The sequence below is a fragment of the Marinagarivorans sp. genome (genome assembly GCF_982758155.1).
Window position 1 is genome coordinate 1 of the sequence record NZ_CEXWTU010000060.1, and the last position, 23,082, is coordinate 23,082.

22 protein-coding genes are annotated in these 23,082 nt (G+C 46.5%); 7 read left to right on the plus strand and 15 right to left on the minus strand.

From position 1 onward, the window contains the following. Positions 1–71: 71 nt before the first annotated feature. The 5 genes from AC3A8L_RS08860 to AC3A8L_RS08880 form a co-directional block, all read right to left on the minus strand. Entirely contained in the window at positions 72–542 is a 471-nt protein-coding gene (locus AC3A8L_RS08860) for a hypothetical protein (protein WP_487961883.1), read from the minus strand. Positions 543–643: 101 nt separating this feature from the next. After that, positions 644–1,642, minus strand: a complete 999-nt coding sequence (locus AC3A8L_RS08865) for a nucleoid-associated protein (protein ID WP_487961884.1) — start codon at positions 1,640–1,642, stop codon at positions 644–646. Between the two features lie 20 nt (positions 1,643–1,662). After that, entirely contained in the window at positions 1,663–1,992 is a 330-nt protein-coding gene (locus tag AC3A8L_RS08870; protein WP_487961885.1) for a YqcC family protein, read from the minus strand. A 12-nt stretch (positions 1,993–2,004) separates the two neighbouring features. Next, positions 2,005–4,119 carry an ATP-dependent DNA helicase DinG gene (dinG, locus tag AC3A8L_RS08875; RefSeq protein WP_487961886.1) on the minus strand — a complete coding sequence of 705 codons (2,115 nt, stop codon included), beginning with the start codon at positions 4,117–4,119 and terminating at the stop codon, positions 2,005–2,007. Further along, positions 4,109–5,269 (minus strand): 1-acyl-sn-glycerol-3-phosphate acyltransferase, encoded by a 1,161-nt coding sequence (locus AC3A8L_RS08880; RefSeq protein ID WP_487961887.1) that lies wholly within the window; start codon positions 5,267–5,269, stop codon positions 4,109–4,111. The genes dinG and AC3A8L_RS08880 overlap by 11 nt, the downstream gene beginning before the upstream one ends. A 160-nt stretch (positions 5,270–5,429) precedes the next feature. Here AC3A8L_RS08880 and AC3A8L_RS08885 point away from each other — a divergent pair, with 160 nt between their 5' ends. The 3 genes from AC3A8L_RS08885 (at position 5,430) to AC3A8L_RS08895 (ending at position 7,550) form a co-directional block, all read left to right on the plus strand. Then, positions 5,430–6,695, plus strand: a complete 1,266-nt coding sequence (locus tag AC3A8L_RS08885) for a GGDEF domain-containing response regulator (protein ID WP_487961888.1) — start codon at positions 5,430–5,432, stop codon at positions 6,693–6,695. Between the two features lie 71 nt (positions 6,696–6,766). Next, on the plus strand, positions 6,767–7,249 hold the full coding sequence (locus tag AC3A8L_RS08890) for a YajQ family cyclic di-GMP-binding protein (RefSeq protein ID WP_487961889.1): 483 nt from the start codon (positions 6,767–6,769) through the stop codon (positions 7,247–7,249). Between the two features lies 1 nt (position 7,250). Next, a complete protein-coding gene (locus tag AC3A8L_RS08895; protein ID WP_487961890.1) occupies positions 7,251–7,550 on the plus strand; it encodes a DUF2288 domain-containing protein in 300 nt (99 codons plus the stop codon). A 113-nt stretch (positions 7,551–7,663) separates the two neighbouring features. Here the strand turns inward: AC3A8L_RS08895 and AC3A8L_RS08900 are convergent, their stop codons facing one another. The 6 genes from AC3A8L_RS08900 to AC3A8L_RS08925 all read right to left on the minus strand — a co-directional run bounded on the left by AC3A8L_RS08900 (position 7,664) and on the right by AC3A8L_RS08925 (position 15,480). Next, positions 7,664–7,972, minus strand: coding sequence for an isoamylase early set domain-containing protein (locus AC3A8L_RS08900; RefSeq protein ID WP_487961891.1), 309 nt, complete (start codon positions 7,970–7,972; stop codon positions 7,664–7,666). Positions 7,973–8,136: 164 nt separating this feature from the next. Further along, the gene (locus AC3A8L_RS08905) at positions 8,137–11,646 is read right to left on the minus strand and encodes a response regulator (protein WP_487961892.1); all 3,510 of its coding nucleotides are present in this window, start codon (positions 11,644–11,646) and stop codon (positions 8,137–8,139) included. Between the two features lie 11 nt (positions 11,647–11,657). After that, positions 11,658–13,670: a methyl-accepting chemotaxis protein gene (locus tag AC3A8L_RS08910; protein ID WP_487961893.1), complete on the minus strand. Its 2,013-nt coding sequence runs from the start codon at positions 13,668–13,670 to the stop codon at positions 11,658–11,660. A gap of 35 nt (positions 13,671–13,705) precedes the next feature. Further along, a complete protein-coding gene (locus AC3A8L_RS08915) occupies positions 13,706–14,233 on the minus strand; it encodes a chemotaxis protein CheW (RefSeq protein ID WP_487961894.1) in 528 nt (175 codons plus the stop codon). 12 nt (positions 14,234–14,245) lie between these two features. Then, positions 14,246–14,608, minus strand: coding sequence for a response regulator (locus tag AC3A8L_RS08920; protein ID WP_487961895.1), 363 nt, complete (start codon positions 14,606–14,608; stop codon positions 14,246–14,248). Next, positions 14,608–15,480, minus strand: a complete 873-nt coding sequence (locus tag AC3A8L_RS08925) for a response regulator (protein WP_487961896.1) — start codon at positions 15,478–15,480, stop codon at positions 14,608–14,610. Before AC3A8L_RS08925 ends, AC3A8L_RS08920 begins: the two co-directional genes overlap by 1 nt. A gap of 352 nt (positions 15,481–15,832) precedes the next feature. On the opposite strand from AC3A8L_RS08925, the gene AC3A8L_RS08930 reads away from it, so the two are divergent. Beyond that, positions 15,833–16,621, plus strand: a complete 789-nt coding sequence (locus tag AC3A8L_RS08930; RefSeq protein ID WP_487961897.1) for an MHYT domain-containing protein — start codon at positions 15,833–15,835, stop codon at positions 16,619–16,621. Between the two features lie 635 nt (positions 16,622–17,256). Then, positions 17,257–18,978 (plus strand): hydrogenase maturation protein, encoded by a 1,722-nt coding sequence (locus AC3A8L_RS08935; protein WP_487961898.1) that lies wholly within the window; start codon positions 17,257–17,259, stop codon positions 18,976–18,978. Between the two features lie 56 nt (positions 18,979–19,034). Here the strand turns inward: AC3A8L_RS08935 and AC3A8L_RS08940 are convergent, their stop codons facing one another. Then, positions 19,035–19,409, minus strand: coding sequence for a hypothetical protein (locus tag AC3A8L_RS08940; protein WP_487961899.1), 375 nt, complete (start codon positions 19,407–19,409; stop codon positions 19,035–19,037). Positions 19,410–19,444: 35 nt separating this feature from the next. Then, positions 19,445–19,945, minus strand: coding sequence for a helicase (locus AC3A8L_RS08945; protein ID WP_487961900.1), 501 nt, complete (start codon positions 19,943–19,945; stop codon positions 19,445–19,447). On the opposite strand from AC3A8L_RS08945, the gene AC3A8L_RS08950 reads away from it, so the two are divergent. Then, positions 19,944–20,297, plus strand: coding sequence for a Spx/MgsR family RNA polymerase-binding regulatory protein (locus tag AC3A8L_RS08950; protein ID WP_487961901.1), 354 nt, complete (start codon positions 19,944–19,946; stop codon positions 20,295–20,297). The two genes, AC3A8L_RS08945 and AC3A8L_RS08950, sit on opposite strands and share 2 nt — an antisense overlap. A 34-nt stretch (positions 20,298–20,331) precedes the next feature. Next, complete coding sequence (gene dapD / locus AC3A8L_RS08955; RefSeq protein ID WP_487961902.1) at positions 20,332–21,363, plus strand: 2,3,4,5-tetrahydropyridine-2,6-dicarboxylate N-succinyltransferase; 1,032 nt, start codon at positions 20,332–20,334, stop codon at positions 21,361–21,363. Positions 21,364–21,639: 276 nt separating this feature from the next. Here the strand turns inward: dapD and AC3A8L_RS08960 are convergent, their stop codons facing one another. Next, entirely contained in the window at positions 21,640–22,176 is a 537-nt protein-coding gene (locus AC3A8L_RS08960; protein WP_487961903.1) for a DUF924 family protein, read from the minus strand. A gap of 119 nt (positions 22,177–22,295) precedes the next feature. Further along, a complete protein-coding gene (locus AC3A8L_RS08965; protein WP_487961904.1) occupies positions 22,296–22,793 on the minus strand; it encodes a GNAT family N-acetyltransferase in 498 nt (165 codons plus the stop codon). Positions 22,794–23,082: the final 289 nt, after the last annotated feature.

Genomic DNA, 23,082 nt, shown 5'->3' on the forward strand with positions numbered 1-23,082 from the left:
ATAAGGAGGTCGAGATCAAGCATTAGTGGATGAAATATTGTTTCCTCGCCCCTAAACACCAGCTCTCACAGTTAAAACATAAGCACGTAGTCTAAAACAGCATTTTGGTCGGCCTTAGAAGCCTCATTGAGTAATGTAAGACTTGGCTGAACGCCCAGCACGCCTCTGTGTACCTGCCGCAAAAAGACTGCGCTATTTTCACCTGATGGCCAATATTCCCTACCGCCAAGCAAAAGCTTTTTCAAAGGCGCTTCGACAGGAGAATAAGGTGGCGACATTTTAGCCTGAATAGTCTCTTGCTCCGCCTCAACACCCAACACCCTAAACCCCGACTGATAACCTTGATTAGATAGGCCACCATGACATTCGACGCAACCAAACGCACTAAATGCATCTCGCCCCTCACTCCTATCAGCACCTACACTCGTCTGCTTTGGTTCAAACAACGTCAGCCACTCAGCACTTGCCGCCGGCACATAAGCCGATGTTAGTAACAAAGAGGCTGCAAATAAACGCAATTTTTTAAGGGAGATGGAAGTCATAATCAAGTCAGTATTGTTATTAGATGTATATAACCACACAATCGAGGCCAACGCTGTTATCTAGTGCACAACGGCGACATTGTACGATGGGCGGAAAATACTTATTTCATATGCTTGAGCAAGCGAGACTTTAATGCCGGCGGTATATTTTTGATTGTTAAGCTATCGCTTTGCGCATCATAAATCACCGCATCCCCCAAACAACCCGAAGAAAAGCTCATACTCATCTGATCATTACGCCCGCTAATGCGCACATATTGCCGGAGCTGACCCGCATGAGGCACCAAGTCTGCAGGAGGCTTCGACTCATGGTTAACCGCAAATGTCTTAAATTCCTCGGCGCTGTCAGGCGTCACATTCTGCGATAAAGCCTCAAGCGTTACAGACTCACCAGCCTTACTTTGTTCAAGGCAATATTCCACCACTTTTTCACGGGTTTGCTCGGCCACCTCATCAGGAAGCTTTCTTGCGTACTCCTCAACTACCGCTAATAATTGCTCAGTCTGCTTAGCGGTATCAAGCTTATCCGTAAATCCAACGACCTTTTCAAACCACTCACTCAGCTCTTTTTCACCGGGTGCTCGAACAAAAGTTAGATACTTATTACTATCGCCCTGCTGCCACTCGGAGATATTAATTTTAGCCGCCATCAATATGCGGGAAGTATCGAGATAATGCGTATCATCCAGCGACATATCGCCATTAACCGCAAACCCCGACTCATGAGCAGCAAGAAACAACCAGCACACCTCGCCAGCCTCTAGTGCCTCATGAACAAAAAAGCAGTAAGCATCCAAAACCTCCTCAGTTTGAGCGAGCAACACATCCGCATGCTGCAGCCACTGCTCGGTAAACTTTAAAAAACTAAAGGCTTCGCCCTGCCATCCACTTAGCCATGCAGGCAACGGATTTTCTCCGGCCGCATCATTAAAACGGCCATACACCTTACCGCCCCGCTTAAGCCAAGCATGCTTTAAGGCGCGCGCGCAGTCTTCCGTTTTACCCGTTAGGGGCCAAGCTTCGCTGCATAGCGTTTTGACGACCGGCGCCGATGGTGATGCGCGATACAACCGGTGCGCGATAATGGTTTTAAAAGCCACGAGGACATTCCTTCAATAAATTAGTGAGTTTCTGTTAGCGCCTGATCAATAGCGCGAAGAATTTGTACTACCTCCAACTGGGAGTGTGAATAATTTACAAACGCCTGCTCTGCCACTGGCGCTATAGCGCAAGCTGTAGGTAACGACCCCTCTTGATCGATAACAAGTTGAATTTTTGGTACAAAAACAAACTGCAGCCACTGCTCTAGCCTTAGAGTATCAACACAAAAGGGTAATGTGCTGCCTAACGCAGTCACGCTAGGCGCATTAGAGCCCCATAAGCCCGCGCGACGAAGTGCCAACTCCAACTCAAGAAGAGCGGCGCGAACGAGATCATTCCTGGAAATCATGAAATCATGAAATCAACAATTAAGCTCCCGCCGAAAAGGCGGCAGTGCATCCAATATTGCCTTGCCATAACGCTTCGTTAATAAGCGCTTATCCAAAATAGTAATAACGCCACTATCCGTCTCTGAGCGCAACAACCGGCCACATGCCTGCACTAATTTCACCGCAGCGTCAGGCACACTCATCTGCATAAAGGCATTACCGCCCTGCTGCCCTATCCACTCTGCCATCGCCGCCTCAATGGGGTCATCAGGAACAGCGAAAGGAATCTTGGCAATAATGACATGCGCACAGTAATTACCCGGTAAATCGACGCCCTCAGCAAAGCTGGCCAAGCCAAAAAGAATGCTCCCTTTTTTGGAGTCGATCACCTTTCGATGATCACTTAACAGCGCTTGTTTGGAGGCCGCCCCTTGCATCAAAACACGACCCCGCCAATCTACAGGTAGAGCCTCGAACACCTGCAACATCTGTCGACGCGAAGCAAATAACACTAAAGAACCCACGTTAGGATCAATAATTTCTGGCAGCAGTTCGATCAGACTTTGCGTATGCAACTCAGCATTTTGAGCCTCAACGGCACGTTCAGGCACTCGTAACACCGCATTTTTATCGAAATCAAAGGGGCTCGGCACCACCTCAAACACGGCATCTTTTGGAACACCTGCGCGCATAGAAAACCGATCAAAGGTCCCCAGCGCCGTCAATGTTGCCGATGTCGCAATCGCCGCGTAAGCCGGCTCCCACAGGTGTTTTGACAAGGTGTGCGATGCCAACACCGGACTTGAAACCAATTCAAAGTCAACGGCCTCACCCTGCTCGATTAGCGTTAACCAACGAGCCATAGGCCAACTGGGATTGGCAGCACTGTGTGCAAAACTTTTAAATAACTCCTGAACACCCTCTGCTCGCGTCCACCAGCTACCGACCATACCAAATGCAGCCTCACAACTTTGCTTATCGACCGGGCTGTGCTCGTCTTCTAGCAACCGCCCCATTTCATCGGTCAGCTTTTCAAAGGCCTGCGCCAATTCGGTAAACACCTCTTCCCCTGCGGCACAAACCTCACCAATATCCGCTGGCACCTCTCCAGAATCAAAGCGGTAGCGCACAGTCGGCTGATTAGCATCCATCAAGGGGATCAAGGATTTAAGCAATGGTGGCAACAAATCAACACACTGCCGAGCATCCTTTAAATACTTCTCCATCCCCTGAGCCCGAGCCACAACGCCAATAGCCGAAGCAAACGGCTCCATAAAGTTTGCCCACTGCCCCTCCGTCTGGCCAAGCCAACGACTGGTCGCCACCACCCGAGCATGGGCCGCAAAATGACTCAAGGCCTTGTCAGGCAAGTGATGCCCTTCATCGAAAATATAAATTGTCTCGCTAGGTTTAGGTAAAATAGCCCCGCCACCGAGCGCCAAATCCGCCAGCACTAGATCGTGATTCGCTACAACAACATGCGCCTCATCCAGACTCTCTCTCGCTTTAAAAAAGGCACAATTACGGATATGGGAACAACGCCGTCCAGTACATTGGCGGTGATCCGTTGTCACGCGAGACCATTGCTCCTGAGGGATCTCCTCCTTCCAGCTATCGCGATCTCCATCCCACTGATTGCCCGATAACTTTGTAATCATCGAGTTGTATAAGGGAAGGTCCGAATCGCTAGGCCCAATCTCTTCATACAAGGGGATATAAGGATCATCATCATTAGCCAGCAAGCGATCGAGTTTACTCAAACACAAATAACGACCACGCCCTTTCGCCAGTGCATAATCAAAGGCCAACTGCGAATGCTTGCGAACATCCGGTAAGTCTTTGAACATTATCTGCTCTTGCAGGGCAATCGTTGCCGTAGAAATAACGACTTTTTTATCCAACATTCGAGCCACAGGAATAGCCGACAATAAATAAGCAACGGTTTTACCCGTGCCCGTGCCAGCTTCCACAACACACACATGACCATCACTCGTGCGCTCGCCATCACCGTCGCTAGTAATGCCGCCTAAGGTGCGCGCGATAGCGGCGATCATTAATTTCTGACCGTAGCGCGGCTTATGCCCTTTGGCTTTTAGGTACGTTGAATAGCCCTGCTGAATGCATTGCTTCAGCTCGTCATTCAGCATGCGAAAGAGCCAGCTTTGCCGCCACCGGGTTTGCATAAATACTCAAGAAGCGTTCACGCCATTGCGCAGGGCAAGCCTTTAAACGCGCCTCGAAGTGCGCCAATGCTTCTTTGTGATCAATTTCGCGGTAAGGCTTAACATCAGCACCCATTAGCACATCCGGAGCAGAGCCCGTCACTATCGTATAAGCAATGCAGTTAGTCGGCTGAAGTACATAATTTTCAGTAATTTGTCGGTCCAGCGCCGCCGCTACCGCCTCCACAGAATCCAACTCAGATGTAAACGGCGAGCCGAAAGAAACATGCACGCGACCTTTCTGGCCGGTAATTCCACGAGCAATGCTCTGCACGTCTTCGTGCTCAGCTTTTTCATACACGCCCTGTTCTGCCGCGATGGTCAATTCCCTGGCTTTTGCCTCGTCGCAAGGATCGTATTCATACGAAATACTCACAGGAACAATATTGAGGGCCGCGATATAGTCGCCAAAGGCTTCAGGCTTCGGCTTGTTAAGCGCTAACATACTAATGATTGCAGGATTGGTAATATCTAGACTATCTTTCGCTCGCCCCTCACGCTGAGCGATCCAAAGGTTGGCGTTATCCTGCGTCAATGAATGATGCATATAGCCTGATAATTTTTTGGCGGCCTTGAATTTTTCCCGCGCCGATTTTGCACTTCTATTAACGATAAAACACTTATTCAAGCGCATCAAATCGCTGGCAAACGGCTTGGTTAATAAATTATCACCTATAGCAATACGTAACGTTTTAAACCCATTTTGATACAACACCCAATTTACAAATGCAGGATCCATCGCGATATCGCGATGATTACTGATAAACAAATAGGGCTTAGATTTATCGAGAGCTTCCAAACCAGAGACAGTGATCTTACTCGTGGTTTCATTGAGGTTCTTCGCCAAGTAGCTTTCTATCTTGGCTTGAAAGCCTTCTACAGAATTTACATCGCGAATTTCTTTATTAAGAGCACTGCGCGCCAAAGGGCGGGCCAAAGGTGCCATTAATCGGCTCACCAAAGGACGCTTTAGGCGGACAATCGCGTCAATAAATTCGTTATCGTTAAGCAAACGCAAGAGCGTGGCACGCACTTCGTCGTCGTTGTAGGGGCGAATATCGTCAAAGTCAGACATGATGGGATGAACCGGTCCAAAAAAGCCGACAAACATACCGAAATTGATCCTCAAAAGCCACCTTGATTGGCATCTGATTCACTGAATTAAAATAGCAAAGTCTCAGCACAAAAATCACCCTGTGATACACTTTTTATAATCACGGAGTAATAAAAACTGCATGAAGATACTATTGGTTGAAGACAGCGCCACCCTTCGCTACGCCATCAGCCGTTACATTAACGAGGTTGGTCACGAAGCAATATTGGCACAAGATGGTGAAGAAGCCATGCATATTGTGGACGAAACAGCCGTCGACATGATTATCATGGATGTCGAAATGCCAGGCCTAGATGGCTTTGAAACAACCAGTTTAATCCGTGAAATGCTAGGCGAACACTGGGTGCCTATCATTTTTGTCACCGGAAAAAGTGATGAGAGCGACTTCAAAGACGGCATTGAAGCCGGAGGCGATGACTACCTGATCAAACCCGTTAGCCGCGTTATTCTGAAAGCAAAAATTAGAGCCATGGAACGTATTATCGACATGCGTAACCAACTCAACAAAGCAAATCGCGAACTCACCGAATTGAGCGAACGCGATAGCCTTACCCGCCTCTATAACCGCCGCACCTTCGAGAACCGCACGGAAGAATACTGGCGGCAAGCAAACCGTTCTCGCGACCCACTTAGCATTCTTTTGCTGGATATAGATCACTTCAAAGCCTTTAACGATAGCTATGGTCACATTGCAGGCGATGATTGCATCCGAAAAGTATCAGCCTGCATCGCCCTGTGCGCAAACCGCCCAGGCGACATGGTGGCGCGTTATGGCGGCGAGGAATTCATCGTACTACTTACCAACACACCAGAGTCTGGCGCGAGACATGTTGCAGAACAAATACGTGAAGCCATTGTAGCGCTACGAATCGAACATCGAGAATCCAGCGCCTCTGAATACGTCACTATCAGTATTGGCGGCGGCACACTTAACAATACTCAAAACGGCGATTTAACCTCCCTCATCCATGCCGCCGACATTGCTCTATACCGCTCCAAAGACAGCGGCAGAAACTGTGTCTCCGTAAGGCAGTACACGCCACTGCCCAAATTGCTATTGCTCGACCAACATTGCCACACGCGCCCAATGATAGAAAAGCAACTACTCAGTCATTGCTCGCTAATTTCTACCGACACCTACACCGACGCCCTAAGTGCCGCTCAACAACAAAACCCCGACATTGTCGTTCTTGACGACGACGATATTAGCCAGGCTTTAAACTTCTGCCGACACTTATCAGAACTCAATGCCCTCCGCGTGCCTATTATTCTGATCACCAACGAAGATGACTCCAGCGCCCACACCCCTTTCGATCAATTAGTGGTACTCCACAAACCCGTAGACAGCCGAAGTTTACTGGCCAATATCAATCGATTCCTCCTGTAATTAAGTAACTCCACTTCTGTTTTTGGCCGCAGGCCTTTAAAATGCCGGCTTGCACATAACGAGAAATCACCATGCCTTCTTTTGATATTGTCTCCGAAGTCAGTACTACGGATGCTCGCCACGCCGTTGAAAATGCCTCCCGCGAACTCGAAACACGTTTTGATTTTCGTGGCATTGAAGCCAGTTTTGAATGGCAAAAAGATCACGTAGTTATTAAAGCGGAACACGACTTCCAACTTCAACAAATGGTCGACATTCTTCGCTCCAAGCTAAGTCATCAAAAAGTGGACAGTAATACACTGGATCTAAGTAAACCTACGCACTCAGGCAAAACCGTCAATCAGAGCATCCGTTTCAAGGAGGGCATTGATAGCGACCTAGCTCGAAAAATGGTGAAACTCATCAAAGACAGTAAGATAAAAGTTCAAGCTAGTATTCAGGGCGAACAACTGCGTGTTACAGGGAAAAAGCGCGATGAACTGCAAAGCGTAATGGCACTATTACGCCAAGAGGATTTAGGCCAGCCTTTGCAATTTAACAATTTCAGGGATTAATATGGATAACGCAAGCGCAAAACAAGAGCTACTGTCTCAGACCGCAAAAATCAGCTGGGAAGAACTCCAGCGGTTTTTTGCTGCGGGAAAGCTCATCTACGTTACGTTACCACTCGATTTGATCAAGGTCGGCACAGAGCTAATTCAGGATAACAAAGCCCAATTTACTCTCTGGACAGAAAGCAACGCGGTTCACCCGGTAAGTGACGAACAAGCTCAAATATGGGCGCAAGAAAACCCCACATTATGGGCAGTCACAGTATCACCCTGGGTGTTGATACAAGAGATGAAAAAAGATTAAGCGTCGTTTTTCATCAAGGCGAATAACAACAAAAAACACCGTGTCTCTTCTAGTTAACCATAAAAGAAAGGCGGTGTTTTTTTGAAAGCTATTTCTAGACTAATCAGTAGATATCAAAGAACGACGACTGAATTCTCTTCGTAGCTTACGCCAGAAGGCACATACTGATCGGCCGAGTCATCATTTTCCCAATGCTCGCCATCCAACAAATAGCGGAACTCATGCTTTTCACCAACAGGCAATGAAAGTGTCGCGGCGAACTCTCCCGTTTTTTGTTTTCGCAATTTCTGTGCATCCATATCCCAGTCATTAAATGTTCCGACCAGATGAACCGTTTTTGCACCTTGCAAGCGCTGCTCAGGAACAATAAATTTAACTTTGCAGATAGGCTTACTTTTTAGATAGTTTTTTTCAATTGTCATAGCAGGACCGTAATTTCGTCGTATTTTAAGCGGGTGCGCATTTAGGTAATGCATCGTCCTTATTCACGCAAGCTTGGTTTCACTTACATTCTATGACAAAAAAAGAGATTGATTAAAATCTATTCGACTTTAAACGCCACAATGGAATCATAAAACCCTTTTTCTTACGCATTAACCGCCTGCGCCATCTCAGGCATCAATTGCGTTAACGCTGTAATAAGCTCATCGTCACTCCACGGCTTATTTAAATACAGATCAACACCGGCATTCTCTGCCAATAATTTATGCCGCGCTGTTGTCCTAGAGGTAATCATGGCAATAGGGATAGCACGATATCGCGGCTGTGAACGCATGTGGGCGGCCAGCTCTAAACCGTTCATTCTTGGCATTTCCAAATCGATAAGTGCAACCGTAGGTACGATATCAGCAATTTGCGCAATTGCCTCAAAACCATCTTTTGCTGTAACAACGTCATAGCCGAGGTCAGACATAAATTGGGCCAAGGCCCGTCGCGCACTTAGAGAGTCATCGACCACTAAGGCAATCGGTTTTTGTACTAGCTGTTGAGATCGTTGGGCCGTTACCGAGCGTTGCTCCCAATGAGAAAGCTCATCTTTAGTAAAGCGCAACGCAGGTAGGTCGTGAACATCCATTACCGCAGCAAGCGCGCCACTACCCAAAATAGCGGCCCCAGTCACGCCAATTGGCTTAAACGCTAAACGCCCCAAAGGCTTAATAACGTGCTCTTCACTGGCCTTTATTTGCTCAACCGCTATACCACACAACTCGCCACCGGCTTTATGCGCGATAAGTAATGCGCTGCACTCACCGATGTTAGCCGTAGAGGCAAAACCAGTAATCATATTTAATGCCAATACCGGCACAACCTCGTCCTGCAACACATAAAAGTATTCGCCGGTATTGTCTTTCTGTATATCTCCAGCCTGCAAATAAATTATTTGCTGCAAGCCTCGACTAATAAGCCCCAACATTTGCCCTTCACACGCCACCATCAACAAATGCGCAGACATAACACTCATAGGAACCAGCATTTCGAACTGTGTTCCGTCGCCCTGCTCACTTGTCATTGTTAGCGTGCCTTTAAGCTGCCTAAGCTGATCGTTAACTACATCAAGACCAATGCCACGCCCAGAGGTTTGAGTCGCTTGCGCACGCGTACTAAAACCGGGAGTTAATATAACTCGATGCAACTCTGCCGGTGTGTGGTCATGCCCGGGCTCAATAAGCCCGCGCTCAATAGCGAGTCGTTCGATGGTCACGTAATCCATACCCTGCCCATCATCACTTACACGAATCCGTACAGACTCACCCACACGATCGAAGCTAAGCGTAACGACACCCTCAGCACTTTTATCCTGTGCCTCTCGAGCAGAAGCTGTATTTTCCAAACCGTGATCAACCGCATTACGCAACAAATGAAGAATGGGGTCGGCAATGGTATGCAGTACTCGAGAGTCGACCATCACATCATCGCCTTTCACAACTAACACAGCCGATTTTTTCGTTAAGCGCGCAGCCTGTCTAACGGCACGTGAAAAACGAGATGTCAGAACCGATGCAGGCAACATGCGAATACCCAGCACCTGGCTTTGCATTTCAAAGCCCATTTGGCGCTGATCAGTAACAATATTTTTTAATTCAAGCAAAGACTGATCAACATCTTTAACAGCCTCCTGAGCATCGGTTGTAACTTCTTGCAGGCGACTGGCAAAGCTATGCAGCTCGTTATAGCGCTCAAGCTCCAGCGGATCCATCTCAGAATCACCACTAATACCTGCAGCCACAGACATCGCACCTTCGCGGGCCAGGCGCTTATCCAAATCTTCCGCCAATTCCAAAAGCTGATTTTGAAAGCGCAATACAGACTCAATAACACCCTGAGCATCGCCAGCGCGTGATAATATTTGCGTATTCGCAATTTGAATCTCACCAGCCACGCGCAATAGGTCTGTCGCTTTATCGTCGGAAATAGTGAGATTAAATTGAGGTTTGGAATCCGCATCCTCAATACTGAGCAAGTCATGCTCACCAGTGGCTTGCGGCAATATTTTTGTGCCTAAAACCTGCTCTTGCGGCTCACTCTCGAGCGTCGCTGCTGAATTGCTATCCGCAAGTACATCAAGTTCAAGCACCGGAACTTCCGATGGTTGCTCAAACTCTACTTCAGCAAGCGCCTCCAAAGACACAGCATCCGAAGGCTTAACGCCCAAAGACTTAGGATCAAAAGACTGGGCATCCAAGGCCGCATCACCGAATAAAGCCTCAATACCAACACTATCGCTTTCGCCAAGTAGTGCATCGATATCATTGAGTGATGTCTCATCAAACACACCCACCTCAAGAGCCGGGAACATAGCGTCAAGATCAGCTACTGAAGCATCAGCAGCAACTTCCTGAGAAGCAGAAACGCCAACAGCTAAATCATCAACAGCAATTTCACTCTCGTCATTTGATAACTTAAGCGCTTCTTGATCCATTTCAGCAATGAGGTCTGAGCCTTGGTCAACACTCTGCTTTTCACTGCTAAACAGCGGCACTTCAGATGATGCCGAGCTAACGGAAGAGCTGACATCCTCACCATCAATGCCCAAAGCTTCTAGATCTAGATCACCAAAGCCCAAGGCCTCATTACTTAGTTCGTCATCGAGCTCTACAACATCATTATGCGCACTAGGTAATGGCTCAATGAACTCATTTAACAAAGGAGGCTGCGGCAAAGGTATCGACGGGGACTCCTGCGCTGTACCCGTCTCATCACCACGCAAAACGGACAGTAGCTCGCTCAACAAGCTTTTTAGATTATCTGGCGCTGGCGCAAAACTTTGCAAGTAATCAGAGATATTGGCTAAACAGTCTGCCGCATCGAGCAGCAAATCAGCAAACCCTTCCCCTGCTACCGCCCCCTTCTGATGTACTTCGAGGAGGTCCTCACAATAATGCATTAAATTAGCGATACCATTAATGCCCACAACATTGCCAGCACCTTTAATAGTATGAGCAACGCGCTGTGCTGTGAGTAAATAGGAACCGTCTCCAGTACGAATGTAGTGTTCCACAGACGCCGAGAATGACTCAGATTGAACCGGTAATTCAGTAATAAGACTGTCTAGCAACTCAGGCCGAACATCATCTGGCGGAGCTAAACTTGCATCGTCATCAGAAATTTCAGCCGGGTAAGCATTGGCATTTTCATCAACGATAACATCGGATGCCGCAAAGGCGGCCAGCAAAGATTGTTTGTCATCATCAGATAATTGAATTGGCCAGTGCTCACCATTCAAATAAGCGAGCAACTCTTGTGCGGCCTGACTAGTAATACCCTTTGCAAGAATACCCTGTAGGTAGCCTAAAAAAACAACTGGCCAGCGTGAAACCGTCGCCTGCACCACCTCGCTGGGGGGTGATTTTAGCTCCGCCAGCTCATAAAAAGTTTTAATGAGGTAATCACAACTTGTGGCCAAGCCCATCAGGCCAACCATTTGTACCGCGCGTGACAAGTGCTCTAACTGCCCCCCAACATATTGAAAGTGGTCGGACCAAACACTTTGATCGTGCCACAGACAATCGGGTTCGGAGCCAACATAATCCGAAATTTCATTGCGGAGTAAATCGAGAAGTTCTTGCTGGTCGGCCGAAAGGCTATCATATGCCACTGCGAGACCTACTAACTGGCTTTAATCAAGGGAACCGCTTTTTCATCTAGCAGCTCACCGGGCAACTTAAACAGATTTACCTGAGCAACCAATGACGCAGACTGATCCTTCAATCCATCGGTATACGCTTTTTGCTTCACAAGTTGGCTGCCTGTTTTTTCAGTAAAGTTTCGAATGATCATTGCCCTGTCACGCACTCGACTAGTCACTTCGGCCTGCCTAATCGCGCTTTGAGCCATTACAGCAACGAGCTGCACGAGCTCATTTGTTGTTTTATCCGTATCGTTCATACGTCGCCCCGCTAGCTCAGCAGTTTTTGTACCCGCAGCTACCTCGGCGATCAATTTGTTCATAATATTAACCGTATCGGATGTTTCCACTCGAATATTATTTACCATCGAAGAAATATCAGCTGTCGCCTCTCGAGCATTTTCCGCCAACCGCTGAACCTCGTCCGCAACTACCGCAAAACCCTTACCCGCCTCACCAGCCGAAGCGGCATGCATACTCGCATTCAAGGCTAGGATGTGAGTTCGCTCAGCGATGGTATTAATCAAACTTACAATGCCCGACACTTCTTGCGAACGATCCCCCAAACGCTTAATTCTTTTTTCAGTTTCAGAAATCGTTTCACGAATACCCAGAATACTCGCAACTGCACCCTCCACCGACTCACGCGCCTGCTGCGTACTTGCGATAGCTTCTTTGGCCAGGCTATCCGCATCACCCGCTTTAGATGCGATGTCATTCATCGCACGCGCAGAGGTCTCCAATGCTTTAGCTGTTGCAATAACCTGCTTGCGCTCATCTTCAGCAACACGAACAACGGCCGACGACTGAACCTGCAAGACATCAGCAACTTTATCCACTTCCCCTGAAATTGTCCGCACTCTAGCCAAAGTTTTAGCTGTCTCAGAAGTCAGCAAATTAATCGCGTCCGAAACCGTACCGGTAATATCGGCCGATACAGGAACTTTAATTGTAAGATCTTTTCGCGCAATGGTTCCCACCGCTCGAATCAATGAAATAATGGAGTTATTGAGGCGCTCATTCTCTAAAGATTGCTCCTCCAAATTCTGGATACGTTCATCAAGTAACTGATTAAATGCCTTACCTAAATCGCCCAGTTCATCATTTTCAATTAACTTTACCCGCGCTTTGAGCTTACCGCGGTTAATACGGCGAATTACACTTTGAATATGCGCCATCGGGAAAACAATACTCTTATAGATAAAGTAAACCCCCATTGCTGTCGCTGTCACAATAACAAATACCATCACAATAAACGCAGCTACGATTAACTGCGCCAAATCAGCGGCTGCCGCCTCGCTTGAGACCACTTTATTGTTAACCGTTCCGGCCAAAACCACCAATGCGCTATTTAGATTACGCTGCAACTCACTTTCGCGCTCACCCAAGACCTGCTGATTCTTTAAAGCATACGCAAGCTCTTCAAAGGCTGCTGAATAACTATCCACCCGCTCCAAAGAGTTAGTTATGCTATCGCGAGAGATCAATTCAATATTTTCAAACACCTTCTCGTAAGTAGGGGCCGTGGGGTCTGCCCGATATGCAAATTCAGCAGTTCTCAATTGCGCAAAGGCTAATGGGTCGAATACGGCATCATCCAGCGCGGCAGCAGCTGAAGTTAATGCCTCTCGGCGCACAATCACATCATCGCCAATTGTGTTTTGCTCACTTACCGCCACCGTATATTGCGTCAACAAATCCGTGACATTACTTAACTCTGAGCTCCGAGAAAGTTCATTACTACCGCGTAAGGAAGCGAGCAATGTATCTATTTCTATTTGAACATCTGGGTTATTTTTTAACTGACTGCTTTGCGTTGCCAGCGAAACTAATGCCCCCTGCAGCTGATTAAGTTCTGCGCGCTCCTTCGCCTGCTGTGTCTGCATGTTAATTTGCACAAAATAAGCAATACCGATAGCGATAAAGCCCACACATAGACCGGCAACAAGTGCCATAATCTTCTGGGATATCCGCAGATTAAAAAGGAAGTTCATAAGAATCACTCCAACGTGAGTGTGAAATTAAAAGGTTACTGTGCTGCCAACTGCTTAAAAGTATTACGAAAATCTAACTCAAACCACGGTGCACCCTCAATAATAAAACGTCGAGTCAGAAGACCTTGGATAGCATCAGGTGCACGAGTGAAATCTTTATTAAAAGCAATGTACGTTAAATCAAAGGTCTTGGGTGCAGCTTCGCAAAGTAAAGCCGCGCAATCATCTCCCTTCCCCAATATGACAACCTGCCTAGCAATCACCGGAGACCTAGAGCGATCGCTAGCGATAAAACGCGTCAAGTCATACACTGGGGCTAAATTACCACGCAAATTCATTAAACCTAAAAAGTAATTAGGCGAGTTAGGTAACGACGTCACCTGCGGCTGCGTTACAAATTCGCAAAAAACACCAATAGGTAACAATATGTTAATGCCATTCAGCGTAACGCCATAGCCGCGCTGCCTATCCCAGCGACTCGACGCCATAGGGACATCGGTATCAACGCTGCGCTCACTCATCGCAACCTCAGCACCCTGTCCTGCACCCACAAAATCGCTCATAATTCGCCAGCCCTATACGCTTTGAATGGCTTCCAATATCTGCTCACTTTTATAAGGCTTTGGAATAACCGCTTTACCGCCTTGAATTTTTGCCCAAACCTCATCGGCTTTTTGGTTTTTGCTGGTAACAAAAATAACGGGGATTTTCCCTGTTTCATGATCACTCGTAATCAAGCGACAAGCCTCGTAGCCATCAACACCTTCCATCACAACATCCATAAGAATTAAGTCTGGACGCGCCGACTTTGCAATTTTATAAGCTTCTTCACCATCAGAAGCCGTTACAACACTGTAGCCAGCATCTTCAACAATCCCTCTCAAATTAGCTAGATCAACGGGTGAATCATCAACAATCAAAATTTTGCTTGTAGTCATTACTGCTTATCTCCTTGAGGTTTGAAATGTTTTTTCAATACATTCTCAAAATCATTATGATTAATAGGTTTAACTAAGTAAGTATCGCAGCCGGCCAAAGCACCCTTTAACTTATCAAAAGAAGATGAGCGACTGGTCAGCAATACAATAGGCGTTGCCTTATACTGCTTAATTTTTCGAATTCGCTTGCACGCGGTATAACCGTCCATGCCCGGCATCACGACATCAAGAAAGATAACGTCGTACTGAATTTTCAACATTTGCTCTAACGCCAACTCAGCGTTTTCAACAAGATGAGCCTGAACCCCAAGCAAACTAAATTGAATTTCTATTTGCTTGCGAACCGGCAGGCTATCGTCCACAACCAGTGCTCGCTTCAATCCAGGGATCACACTTGAACCTACGCCACCCTTCAATAGCCGAATACCGGCCAAGGTTTCTCCTGAAACGCGACCATCGTCACGACCAATTTCAAATTCTGGAAAAAACTTTAATTCTTTGATCGTGTAATCGTCTAATGCTTTTAAGAACTTACTAGGGTTTAGTGGAACAGGTACAACATATTCATCACTAATGATGGCACTGCCACTTTTTGCCAAACGAATTATTGGTTTTTGTATTTCACCCGACTCGCGACGATTAAACCAATAAGCCATTACATTCGGATTGTTCGCGCAAAGCACCAATATATCGACATCAGTGGAAACTCTGCTCGCATTAGAGGCTATCGCCACAGCACGATAAGCCCGAATACGATAACTTGTTACACTAAAGATACGATTGAAAGCCGCCAATGCATTGGGGTTAGCCCCAACAATACCAACGGTAAACTCGCGAGATGTCGCCGGTTTTGGCGCAGTAGTTTGTTGCATAGACATCAGTATGTATTAGAGGTCAAAGACCATAATATTTAGCGATATTAGATGCTTATAATTGTTACACTTTTAAAAAGCGTAACCAAAAACACCTAAATGGAAAAAGCCACCAAACTACATCATAGCGACACCGTGAATACATTGCTCACAAAACAAACAAAATGGCGCACACCCTTTTGTTTTGGCGGCAAGACTTCCCCGCCACTAGCAATGGCGCATATTCTAACCTATTACAAGTTCAATACTAGCGTTAACATGCGATGCATTTCAGAGTATGCTGATCCATCAAGCAATATTAAAAACATGTTATCAAAACACCAATAACCATATTTAGAGGAGCAATCAACTCGTGATTCATGCCGAACCTAGCTACAACTACTTCCTTGTGGCCCTATCCTACTTCATTGCAGCCTTTGGCTCATACACGGGCCTGCAACTTGTACGCGGTATTCGTAATGCTAAAGAAGGGCAGCGCGGAAAATGGATTATCTCCGCCTCATTCGCATTAGGCGGCGGCGCCGTTTGGGCAATGCATTTTATTGGCATGATAGCCTACGATATGGGCATGCCTGTTGTTTATGACCCACTACTAACGGCAGGCTCTTTAGCCATCGCCGTTTTTGTTGTTGCTCTAGGGCTTTACCTACTTAGTATCAGACCTAACTCATTACCAATGCTGCTAATTGCTGGCGTTATTGCTGGCGCAGGCGTATCAAGCATGCACTACAGTGGCATGGCTGCAATGATTACCGCCGCCGACATGAGCTACAACAACACTCTGGTTATTGTATCTGTGATAATTGGCATTGCAGCGGCAACAGCCGCATTTTGGCTGGCCTTTAACCTTGAGGGTACAATGCAAATGATAGGGGCGTCATTTGTTATGGCCTTCGCTGTTTGTGGCATGCACTACGTCGGTATGGAAGCGATGATAATGACACCAAACCACAACCTCTTAATGCCCGAGTCAGGCGTTGAACCATTAACCATGGGGCTATTTATCTTTTGTTTCGCAATGATAATGCTTGTTCTTTGCTTGATTGTTACCCTCAGCCAGCTAAACAAGCGTATGTACGAAGCACTTGAAGCCGAAGATGAGGACGACGATATTGAGCATGAAGGTAGCGCTCGAGTTTAACTAAGGGCCGAGGAAAAAATACTTTATCCAATAATACTTGCCTCCTGCTTCCTCAACAGCGTTGCTCAAAGCGTTACATGCCTCGGTAACTGCTCCATGCGTTACCCTAATGACCTATGTCCATATAGGCCCCGGCATGCGCCCCTTTGAGCGCCTTGTTGATAAAGCAGGCGCCCTCGTCTAATTGAACAAACTATTATTGCCTCACCCCTAACACCCTAAAAGTAAAAAGCTCATTGGTCACACCAAACCTTGGGCTTTTTACTTTCCCTATAGATATTCCCATTTCATAGCACCCTCTCACTCCCTCGCGCCAAAAACATCTAGCAAAAAGTTATTAGCCCTCGTACTTTATAACCACTCGCATTCCTGCACACAAAATGTCCTCAAGGGCATTCTTTTGTCGCACCTAAGCACCAGACGCAACAATAAATTGTTGATACGTGCGTCAAGTTATTTCAAAATCAACTAGTAGCAATTGCTGAACATAGCAACATATTTGGATCAGCATATTTACCTAATGGACACCTAGAATTTAAGCCTTAAGTAGCTTAAGTTTATGCTACGAAAGAAATCACTAACATCTGGGACAAAGACCCCCAAAAAAATTAACCCTTTAAAAAACGGAAGACTTCATGAAAGTTTTGATTCTCGCCTCCTCATTTAGCGGCCTATGTCAGCGTGTTTTAAGAGAATTAGTATTACTCGGACATGATATTGATCAACATTACGGCATGGACGAGCCACTGTTAAGACAACAAATTTCAGCTTTTAAGCCTGATTTAATTCTGTGCCCTTTTCTTACGCATCGTATCCCAGAAGACATTTGGCAAAAAAACAAGTGCCTCATCGTGCACCCAGGCATTGAGGGCGATAGAGGACCATCATCAATCGATTACGCCATAGCACAAGATGCCGAGCGCTGGGGCGTTACCCTATTACAGGCCGATAGTGAAATGGATGCTGGCGACATCTGGGGCACGCAAAACTTCCCCCTTCGTCGTGCAGGCAAAACAAGTACTTATAAGCGCGAGGTCAGCACCACCGCTGTCGCACTAATCAAGCAAGCCCTTATTGACTTCGAAAACACAAACTTCAAACCAAAACCACTCAATTACAATAATCCCGAAGTTGAAGGGTCCTGCAATCCACTAATGCGACAACCTTTGCGCGCTATTAACTGGGACCTTGACGACACCCACACAATTGTACAAAAGCTGTACGCCGCTGATACAACGCCAGGCCTCCTTGATCATCTACTTGGGCACAACATTCACCTTTTCGGACCCGCGAAAGAGCCTTACTTAAAAGGCGCACCGAAACAAATTCTAGCCATTCGGCACGGAGCGGTTTGTATTGCGACCCGCGACGGGGCGGTATGGATAAAACAAATGAAGTGCAAAACACACCCAGACCTACCAGCGATTAAACTACCCGCTGCTAGAGTTATTAATGTTTTAGCTGGCAATAGCAATTTGGGGCTAATTGGCAACTTCGACTCAACGGCTATCGAGGATATACGTGTTGAGCGCCAAGGCAGCGTAGCTTACATTTACTTTGATTTTTATAATGGCGCAGCCAACACTCAGCAATGCTTACGTCTGAAGCACACGCTTGCCCAAGTAAAATCAAGCGATGCAAAAGTAATCGTCTTAATGGGCGGTGAAGACTTTTTCAGCAACGGCATACACTTAAATTGCATCGAGGCTGCTAGCGACCCAGCGCTAGAATCTTGGCAAAACATCAATGCTATCGATGATGTGGTCGATGAGATCATTAATACCCCCAACCAACTCACCATTGCTGCGCTGCGTAACAACGCCGGTGCCGGCGGTGCAATTTTAGCGCTCGCATGTGACAAGGTGGTGATAAGAGAGGGTGTTGTATTGAACCCGCACTACAATAAAATGGGCTTATATGGCTCAGAATACTGGACCTACTTACTCCCGAAACGAGTAGGTAAAGAACTCGCCCAAAAGCTAACGACTGAATGCGAGCCACTACTGGCCATTGAAGCGATAAACTGCCAATTAGCCGATCAAATGCTGCCCGAAGATTGGAGTCAATACCATGAGCATCTCAGCAATTTTTGCATGCAACAATCGACACATGCCGATCTTAATTCAGAGCTTGAACAAAAACGAGCACGGCGAGCTATCGATGAGACAATGAAGCCTTTAAGCACTTACCGTACAGAAGAGTTAGCCAAAATGCGGGAGACTTTTTACAATCCCGAAAGCACTTACCACATGGAACGAAAGCTCTTTGTCTATAAAGGCAAGTTACCAGGAAATGCAACGCAACAGGCCGTTACGCAAGCAGCCCCCAATGCATCAAACACTACCAATGTTGCTTGATGCATAATTAACAAGGGCGCCATAGCGCCCTTGTTAATACTTAACGATGACAATATTTACTTTAATTTCTCCATCACGAAGGGTGTATCACCCACCATAAAGGTGAGCACATCAGACCCGCCTTCGTAATTAAACTCAAAATCTGCAAATACATCACAATTGCCAGCATCATCATGTAAAAATATCAAATAGCTTTTAGGCGCTTTAGGGTCAGTTTCTTTTGCATGCTTATTCAATTCAAAGCGGCATGTTTTTTTAAGGTCGTCACGCACAAAACGTGATAACGATATTTCACACAACTCCTTAGGCTGCAAGCCCAAACCGATGGTTGTATTCCCATCACTATACTGCCACTGTCCTTGCATACTGTTCGTTGCACAACCGCCTAAAAAGGTCAGCACAACGCCTAAACTGAATACCATTTTCTTCACACTTACACCCCCATAACTGAATTTATAACGCTAGCTTAATGCGATATTAAGGATTGTTTTAATAGCATCCGCTCAACCTGTAAAGCCTCTGCATTCGTTAACGGACGGTACCCTCGCCATTCTCGCCAGCCATATCCCCAGCGAAAATCAGTCGGCCAGAAAGGGGACCCCCCAAAACGAACGCCGACCAACATAGCAGCCCCAACAACAGGCTCGCCCAAATCATGAACACACGCACGCAAAGCCTCATCAGCCGCCATCCGCGTCATATAATCGCCCCCCTGCCAATAAGACAGATCATGTGTAATACAGCAGGATTGCCATAAAGTGTAATCCCATACCGTACCGTCGGGAAACATAGAGCAACCGTCCGTTGTAAAAGGCAATATCTCAGGCTCAAACTCTTCCTCAGCAACGCTATTTAAGCCATAAAAAGCTGTGCTAATCAGTAGCATACATAAACAAGAGAATAAGCGCTTATGGTATGCTTGCCCACCTTGATTCATCCACCCAGCAATGTGGCGAGTACTTCGCATGATTCGTGTATATGGCATAAAAAATTGTGACACCGTAAAAAAAGCCGTATCTTGGCTCAACCAGCACAATATAGAGCATGAGTTTTTCGATGTAAAAACTTGCGGTCTTACATTGAAGCAAATAGAAGCATGGCGCGAGGCACTTGGTGCCGATACGCTTATCAATAAGCGCAGTACAACATGGAAGCAACTCTCGCCAAGCGATAAAGAGCGAGTATTGCAACCACAAGGGCTTGCAATAGTTCTGGCTAACCCAACCCTTATCAAACGCCCATTAGTTGAGCGTGGCGATGGCATCAGCGTTGGCTTCAGCGATGTCGAATTCGCCGCATTATTTAACACCCCTTCGTAAATTTTAAAGCGTTTAGTCGTATTAGGAAAACACAATGACACAAGTTTATGCCCTCGGATTAGGTACTGGCCATCAAAACAACAATGGTGACTGGCTAGATACATTTTTTGCCCTACCCTTGGTCAATCCCGAAAGCGCCACAGCACAAGCCTTTATCAGTGCGTTAAATGTAACGGCCGAACAAGGCACTTACATTCCAACAAACGAGCAACTCGCAAGCTTAGCCAGCGCACTGGAAGGCAACAGCACTGAGCAAGCAACACTCGCTCGCCAATTACAAGACAGTCAAGCACCTATCGTTGCTGTTGTTTTAAGTGAAAATACAGGCCCAAAAACAGTACCCGAAGCCTACTTAAAGCTCCACCTTCTCAGTCATCGTTTAGTCAAACCACACGAAACATCCCTTGACGGTATATTTGCATCACTCCCCAATGTTGCTTGGACAAACCAAGGGCCAATCGATCTTAACGAGCTGCCCGCCAAGCAGTTAGCGGCGCGCTTAAAAGGCGAATGCATTAGTGTTGACAGCGTTGATAAATTTCCAAAAATGACAGATTACGTCGTACCAAGCGGCGTGCGCATTGCCGATGCGGCTCGCGTTCGCTTAGGTGCGCACATTGGCGAAGGCACAACGATCATGCATGAAGGCTTCGTTAATTTTAACGCGGGCACACTTGGCGTTAGCATGGTTGAAGGCCGCATATCGGCCGGTGTTATTGTTGGCGAAGGTAGCGATCTTGGCGGCGGCTGCTCCACCATGGGCACCTTATCGGGTGGCGGTAATATTATTATTTCAGTAGGCAAAGAAAGCCTTATTGGCGCCAACGCCGGCATAGGTATTCCCCTAGGCGATCGCTGCACAGTTGAGTCAGGCCTTTATATAACCGCCGGAACCAAAGTAGTCTTGCTGGACGATAGCAACCAGCGCGTTAAAGAAGTTAAAGCGCGCGACCTTGCTGGCACTGCAGATTTACTCTTCCGCCGTAATTCATTAACAGGCGCGGTAGAGTGCAAAACCAACAAAACGGCAATAGCACTTAACGAAGAGCTGCACGCCAACAACTAAGTTTACTGCTTTACACTTAAAAACCTGCCGTTAACCCCATATTAAGGGACGAGGAAACAATATTTCATCCACTAATGCTTGATCTCGACATCCTTACCTTCGTTGCTCAAAGCGTTACATGCCCCGGCATGCACCCCTTTAAGCGCCTCGATAAGAAAGCCGATCTCTTCGCCTAATCGGATAAACTATTATTGCCTCGTCCCTTAAGTCATCTTTGGGGACTTCGATATACCCTTGTAAAATAATCATTGGCATAAATTCCTTATTAGGGGCGAATTAGAAGCCAGAGCCGGGTAATTGTAAAAATTCTAACTCTTCTTGTGTGGATTTTCGCCCTAGTATGCTATTTCTGTGTGGGTAGCGTCCAAATCGTTCGATTATGGCGCGATGCTTTAGCTCAAAATCTAAATTGGCCTCATTACCTAGCGCTGTAAATAAGCGAACGGCTTCGTCATGTATCAATAAAGATTCACTGTGCATATATGGCATAAGCATAAAGCTTCGCTGCGCCGGTGTTAATTGTGTGTCTAATCCTTTCGATATGGCGAATTGAGCCAGCGCAAGGGCAAAGGCATCATAAGCAAACGATTGCGGCGTATCCCTAAACATGTTGCGTGAAAACTGGTCCAAAATAATAATTTCCGCAAGGCTGCCCAGGGCATTATTCCGCCAGCTATACAGCTCGGATTGCGTGGCTTGATGGTGAAGGTCTTCAAAGCGTGAGCGAATTAATGTGTCGAAGGCCGTGTCTTTGGTAAACCATTGGGATTTTTCGATCTCTTCAAACCAAAAGCTAATTATTTTTTGTTGCATGGTGATTCCTGCTTTTTAGGCTTATAAAAAAATTTGGGCGCAACTAAACGGATAGGCACCCATGAAAGGCTAAGCAGTACCAAGACTAAATAGCGGGCACTGGCGTATGGGTTGGGTGATTAGAAAGTATACTGATAAAAATGTGCACCGTTCATACTCTCGATAAAGCTAAATCCGTTTTTGGTGAGTACTTTAACGGAGCCCGTATTGCCCATTGATACGCCACCCGTAATAGATGCAACGCTACCTTCTTTAGCCAAAAAAATGATTAATGATGCAATCATTTCGCTAGCAATGCCCACACCCCAGCATTTTTTCGATAGTACATAACCTATTCTTATGTGCCTATTTATAAGGCTTTCCTCGAACCCAGTCAGGAATAAATAGCCAATAAGAGCAGACGATTTCTTCTCTTGAAGCCCGAGCACAAGCCCTTCATCCAATTGATTCGATAGCCATTCTATCGCCTCATGTTGGGCGGTTATCTTTTGCCATGTGGGCGGTAAAAATTGAGTAACGTCATCAGTTAAAATTGACAAAACATCTTCTGCTTCTGTGTGGCCACAGCTTAGGATGGGGTTAATGTTTAGTCTATTTGTCTCAAAGTTAATGTTCAGCGGACTACACCTTCTGTAGGACTATTCTAATATTGGATATGCGCTTAGGGGCGAAGTAGCACTATTTAATCCACTAATGCTCGATTTCGACGCCCCCATTAAAGCGTTACATATCTCGGTAACTGCTTCTGCGCCTAATTGATAACGTATAGTCGCCTCGCTCTAAGCCATCTATTGCGCGGCGGGTTCAAAAAAAGTGCAACATAATACCGCTTTAGCGGGGCTTAGGGGCGAGCATTAAATAACTTCCCGTTTTTGAATTCCTGGGTGCACGCTTGCCTTCGTTAAA

Excerpts from the sequence above, each read along its gene's own strand:
- AC3A8L_RS08910 (WP_487961893.1), bottom strand. The coding sequence starts at position 13,670 with ATGAACTTCCTTTTTAATCTGCGGATATCCCAGAAGATTATGGCACTT.
- AC3A8L_RS08945 (WP_487961900.1), bottom strand. The coding sequence starts at position 19,945 with ATGCGAAGTACTCGCCACATTGCTGGGTGGATGAATCAAGGTGGGCAA.
- dapD (WP_487961902.1), top strand. The coding sequence starts at position 20,332 with ATGACACAAGTTTATGCCCTCGGATTAGGTACTGGCCATCAAAACAAC.
- AC3A8L_RS08890 (WP_487961889.1), top strand. The coding sequence starts at position 6,767 with ATGCCTTCTTTTGATATTGTCTCCGAAGTCAGTACTACGGATGCTCGC.
- AC3A8L_RS08860 (WP_487961883.1), bottom strand. The coding sequence starts at position 542 with ATGACTTCCATCTCCCTTAAAAAATTGCGTTTATTTGCAGCCTCTTTG.
- AC3A8L_RS08885 (WP_487961888.1), top strand. The coding sequence starts at position 5,430 with ATGAAGATACTATTGGTTGAAGACAGCGCCACCCTTCGCTACGCCATC.
- AC3A8L_RS08925 (WP_487961896.1), bottom strand. The coding sequence starts at position 15,480 with ATGCAACAAACTACTGCGCCAAAACCGGCGACATCTCGCGAGTTTACC.
- AC3A8L_RS08950 (WP_487961901.1), top strand. The coding sequence starts at position 19,944 with ATGATTCGTGTATATGGCATAAAAAATTGTGACACCGTAAAAAAAGCC.
- AC3A8L_RS08900 (WP_487961891.1), bottom strand. The coding sequence starts at position 7,972 with ATGACAATTGAAAAAAACTATCTAAAAAGTAAGCCTATCTGCAAAGTT.
- AC3A8L_RS08895 (WP_487961890.1), top strand. The coding sequence starts at position 7,251 with ATGGATAACGCAAGCGCAAAACAAGAGCTACTGTCTCAGACCGCAAAA.
- AC3A8L_RS08960 (WP_487961903.1), bottom strand. The coding sequence starts at position 22,176 with ATGCAACAAAAAATAATTAGCTTTTGGTTTGAAGAGATCGAAAAATCC.
- AC3A8L_RS08920 (WP_487961895.1), bottom strand. The coding sequence starts at position 14,608 with ATGACTACAAGCAAAATTTTGATTGTTGATGATTCACCCGTTGATCTA.
- AC3A8L_RS08935 (WP_487961898.1), top strand. The coding sequence starts at position 17,257 with ATGAAAGTTTTGATTCTCGCCTCCTCATTTAGCGGCCTATGTCAGCGT.
- AC3A8L_RS08915 (WP_487961894.1), bottom strand. The coding sequence starts at position 14,233 with ATGAGCGATTTTGTGGGTGCAGGACAGGGTGCTGAGGTTGCGATGAGT.
- AC3A8L_RS08880 (WP_487961887.1), bottom strand. The coding sequence starts at position 5,269 with ATGTCTGACTTTGACGATATTCGCCCCTACAACGACGACGAAGTGCGT.
- dinG (WP_487961886.1), bottom strand. The coding sequence starts at position 4,119 with ATGCTGAATGACGAGCTGAAGCAATGCATTCAGCAGGGCTATTCAACG.
- AC3A8L_RS08870 (WP_487961885.1), bottom strand. The coding sequence starts at position 1,992 with ATGATTTCCAGGAATGATCTCGTTCGCGCCGCTCTTCTTGAGTTGGAG.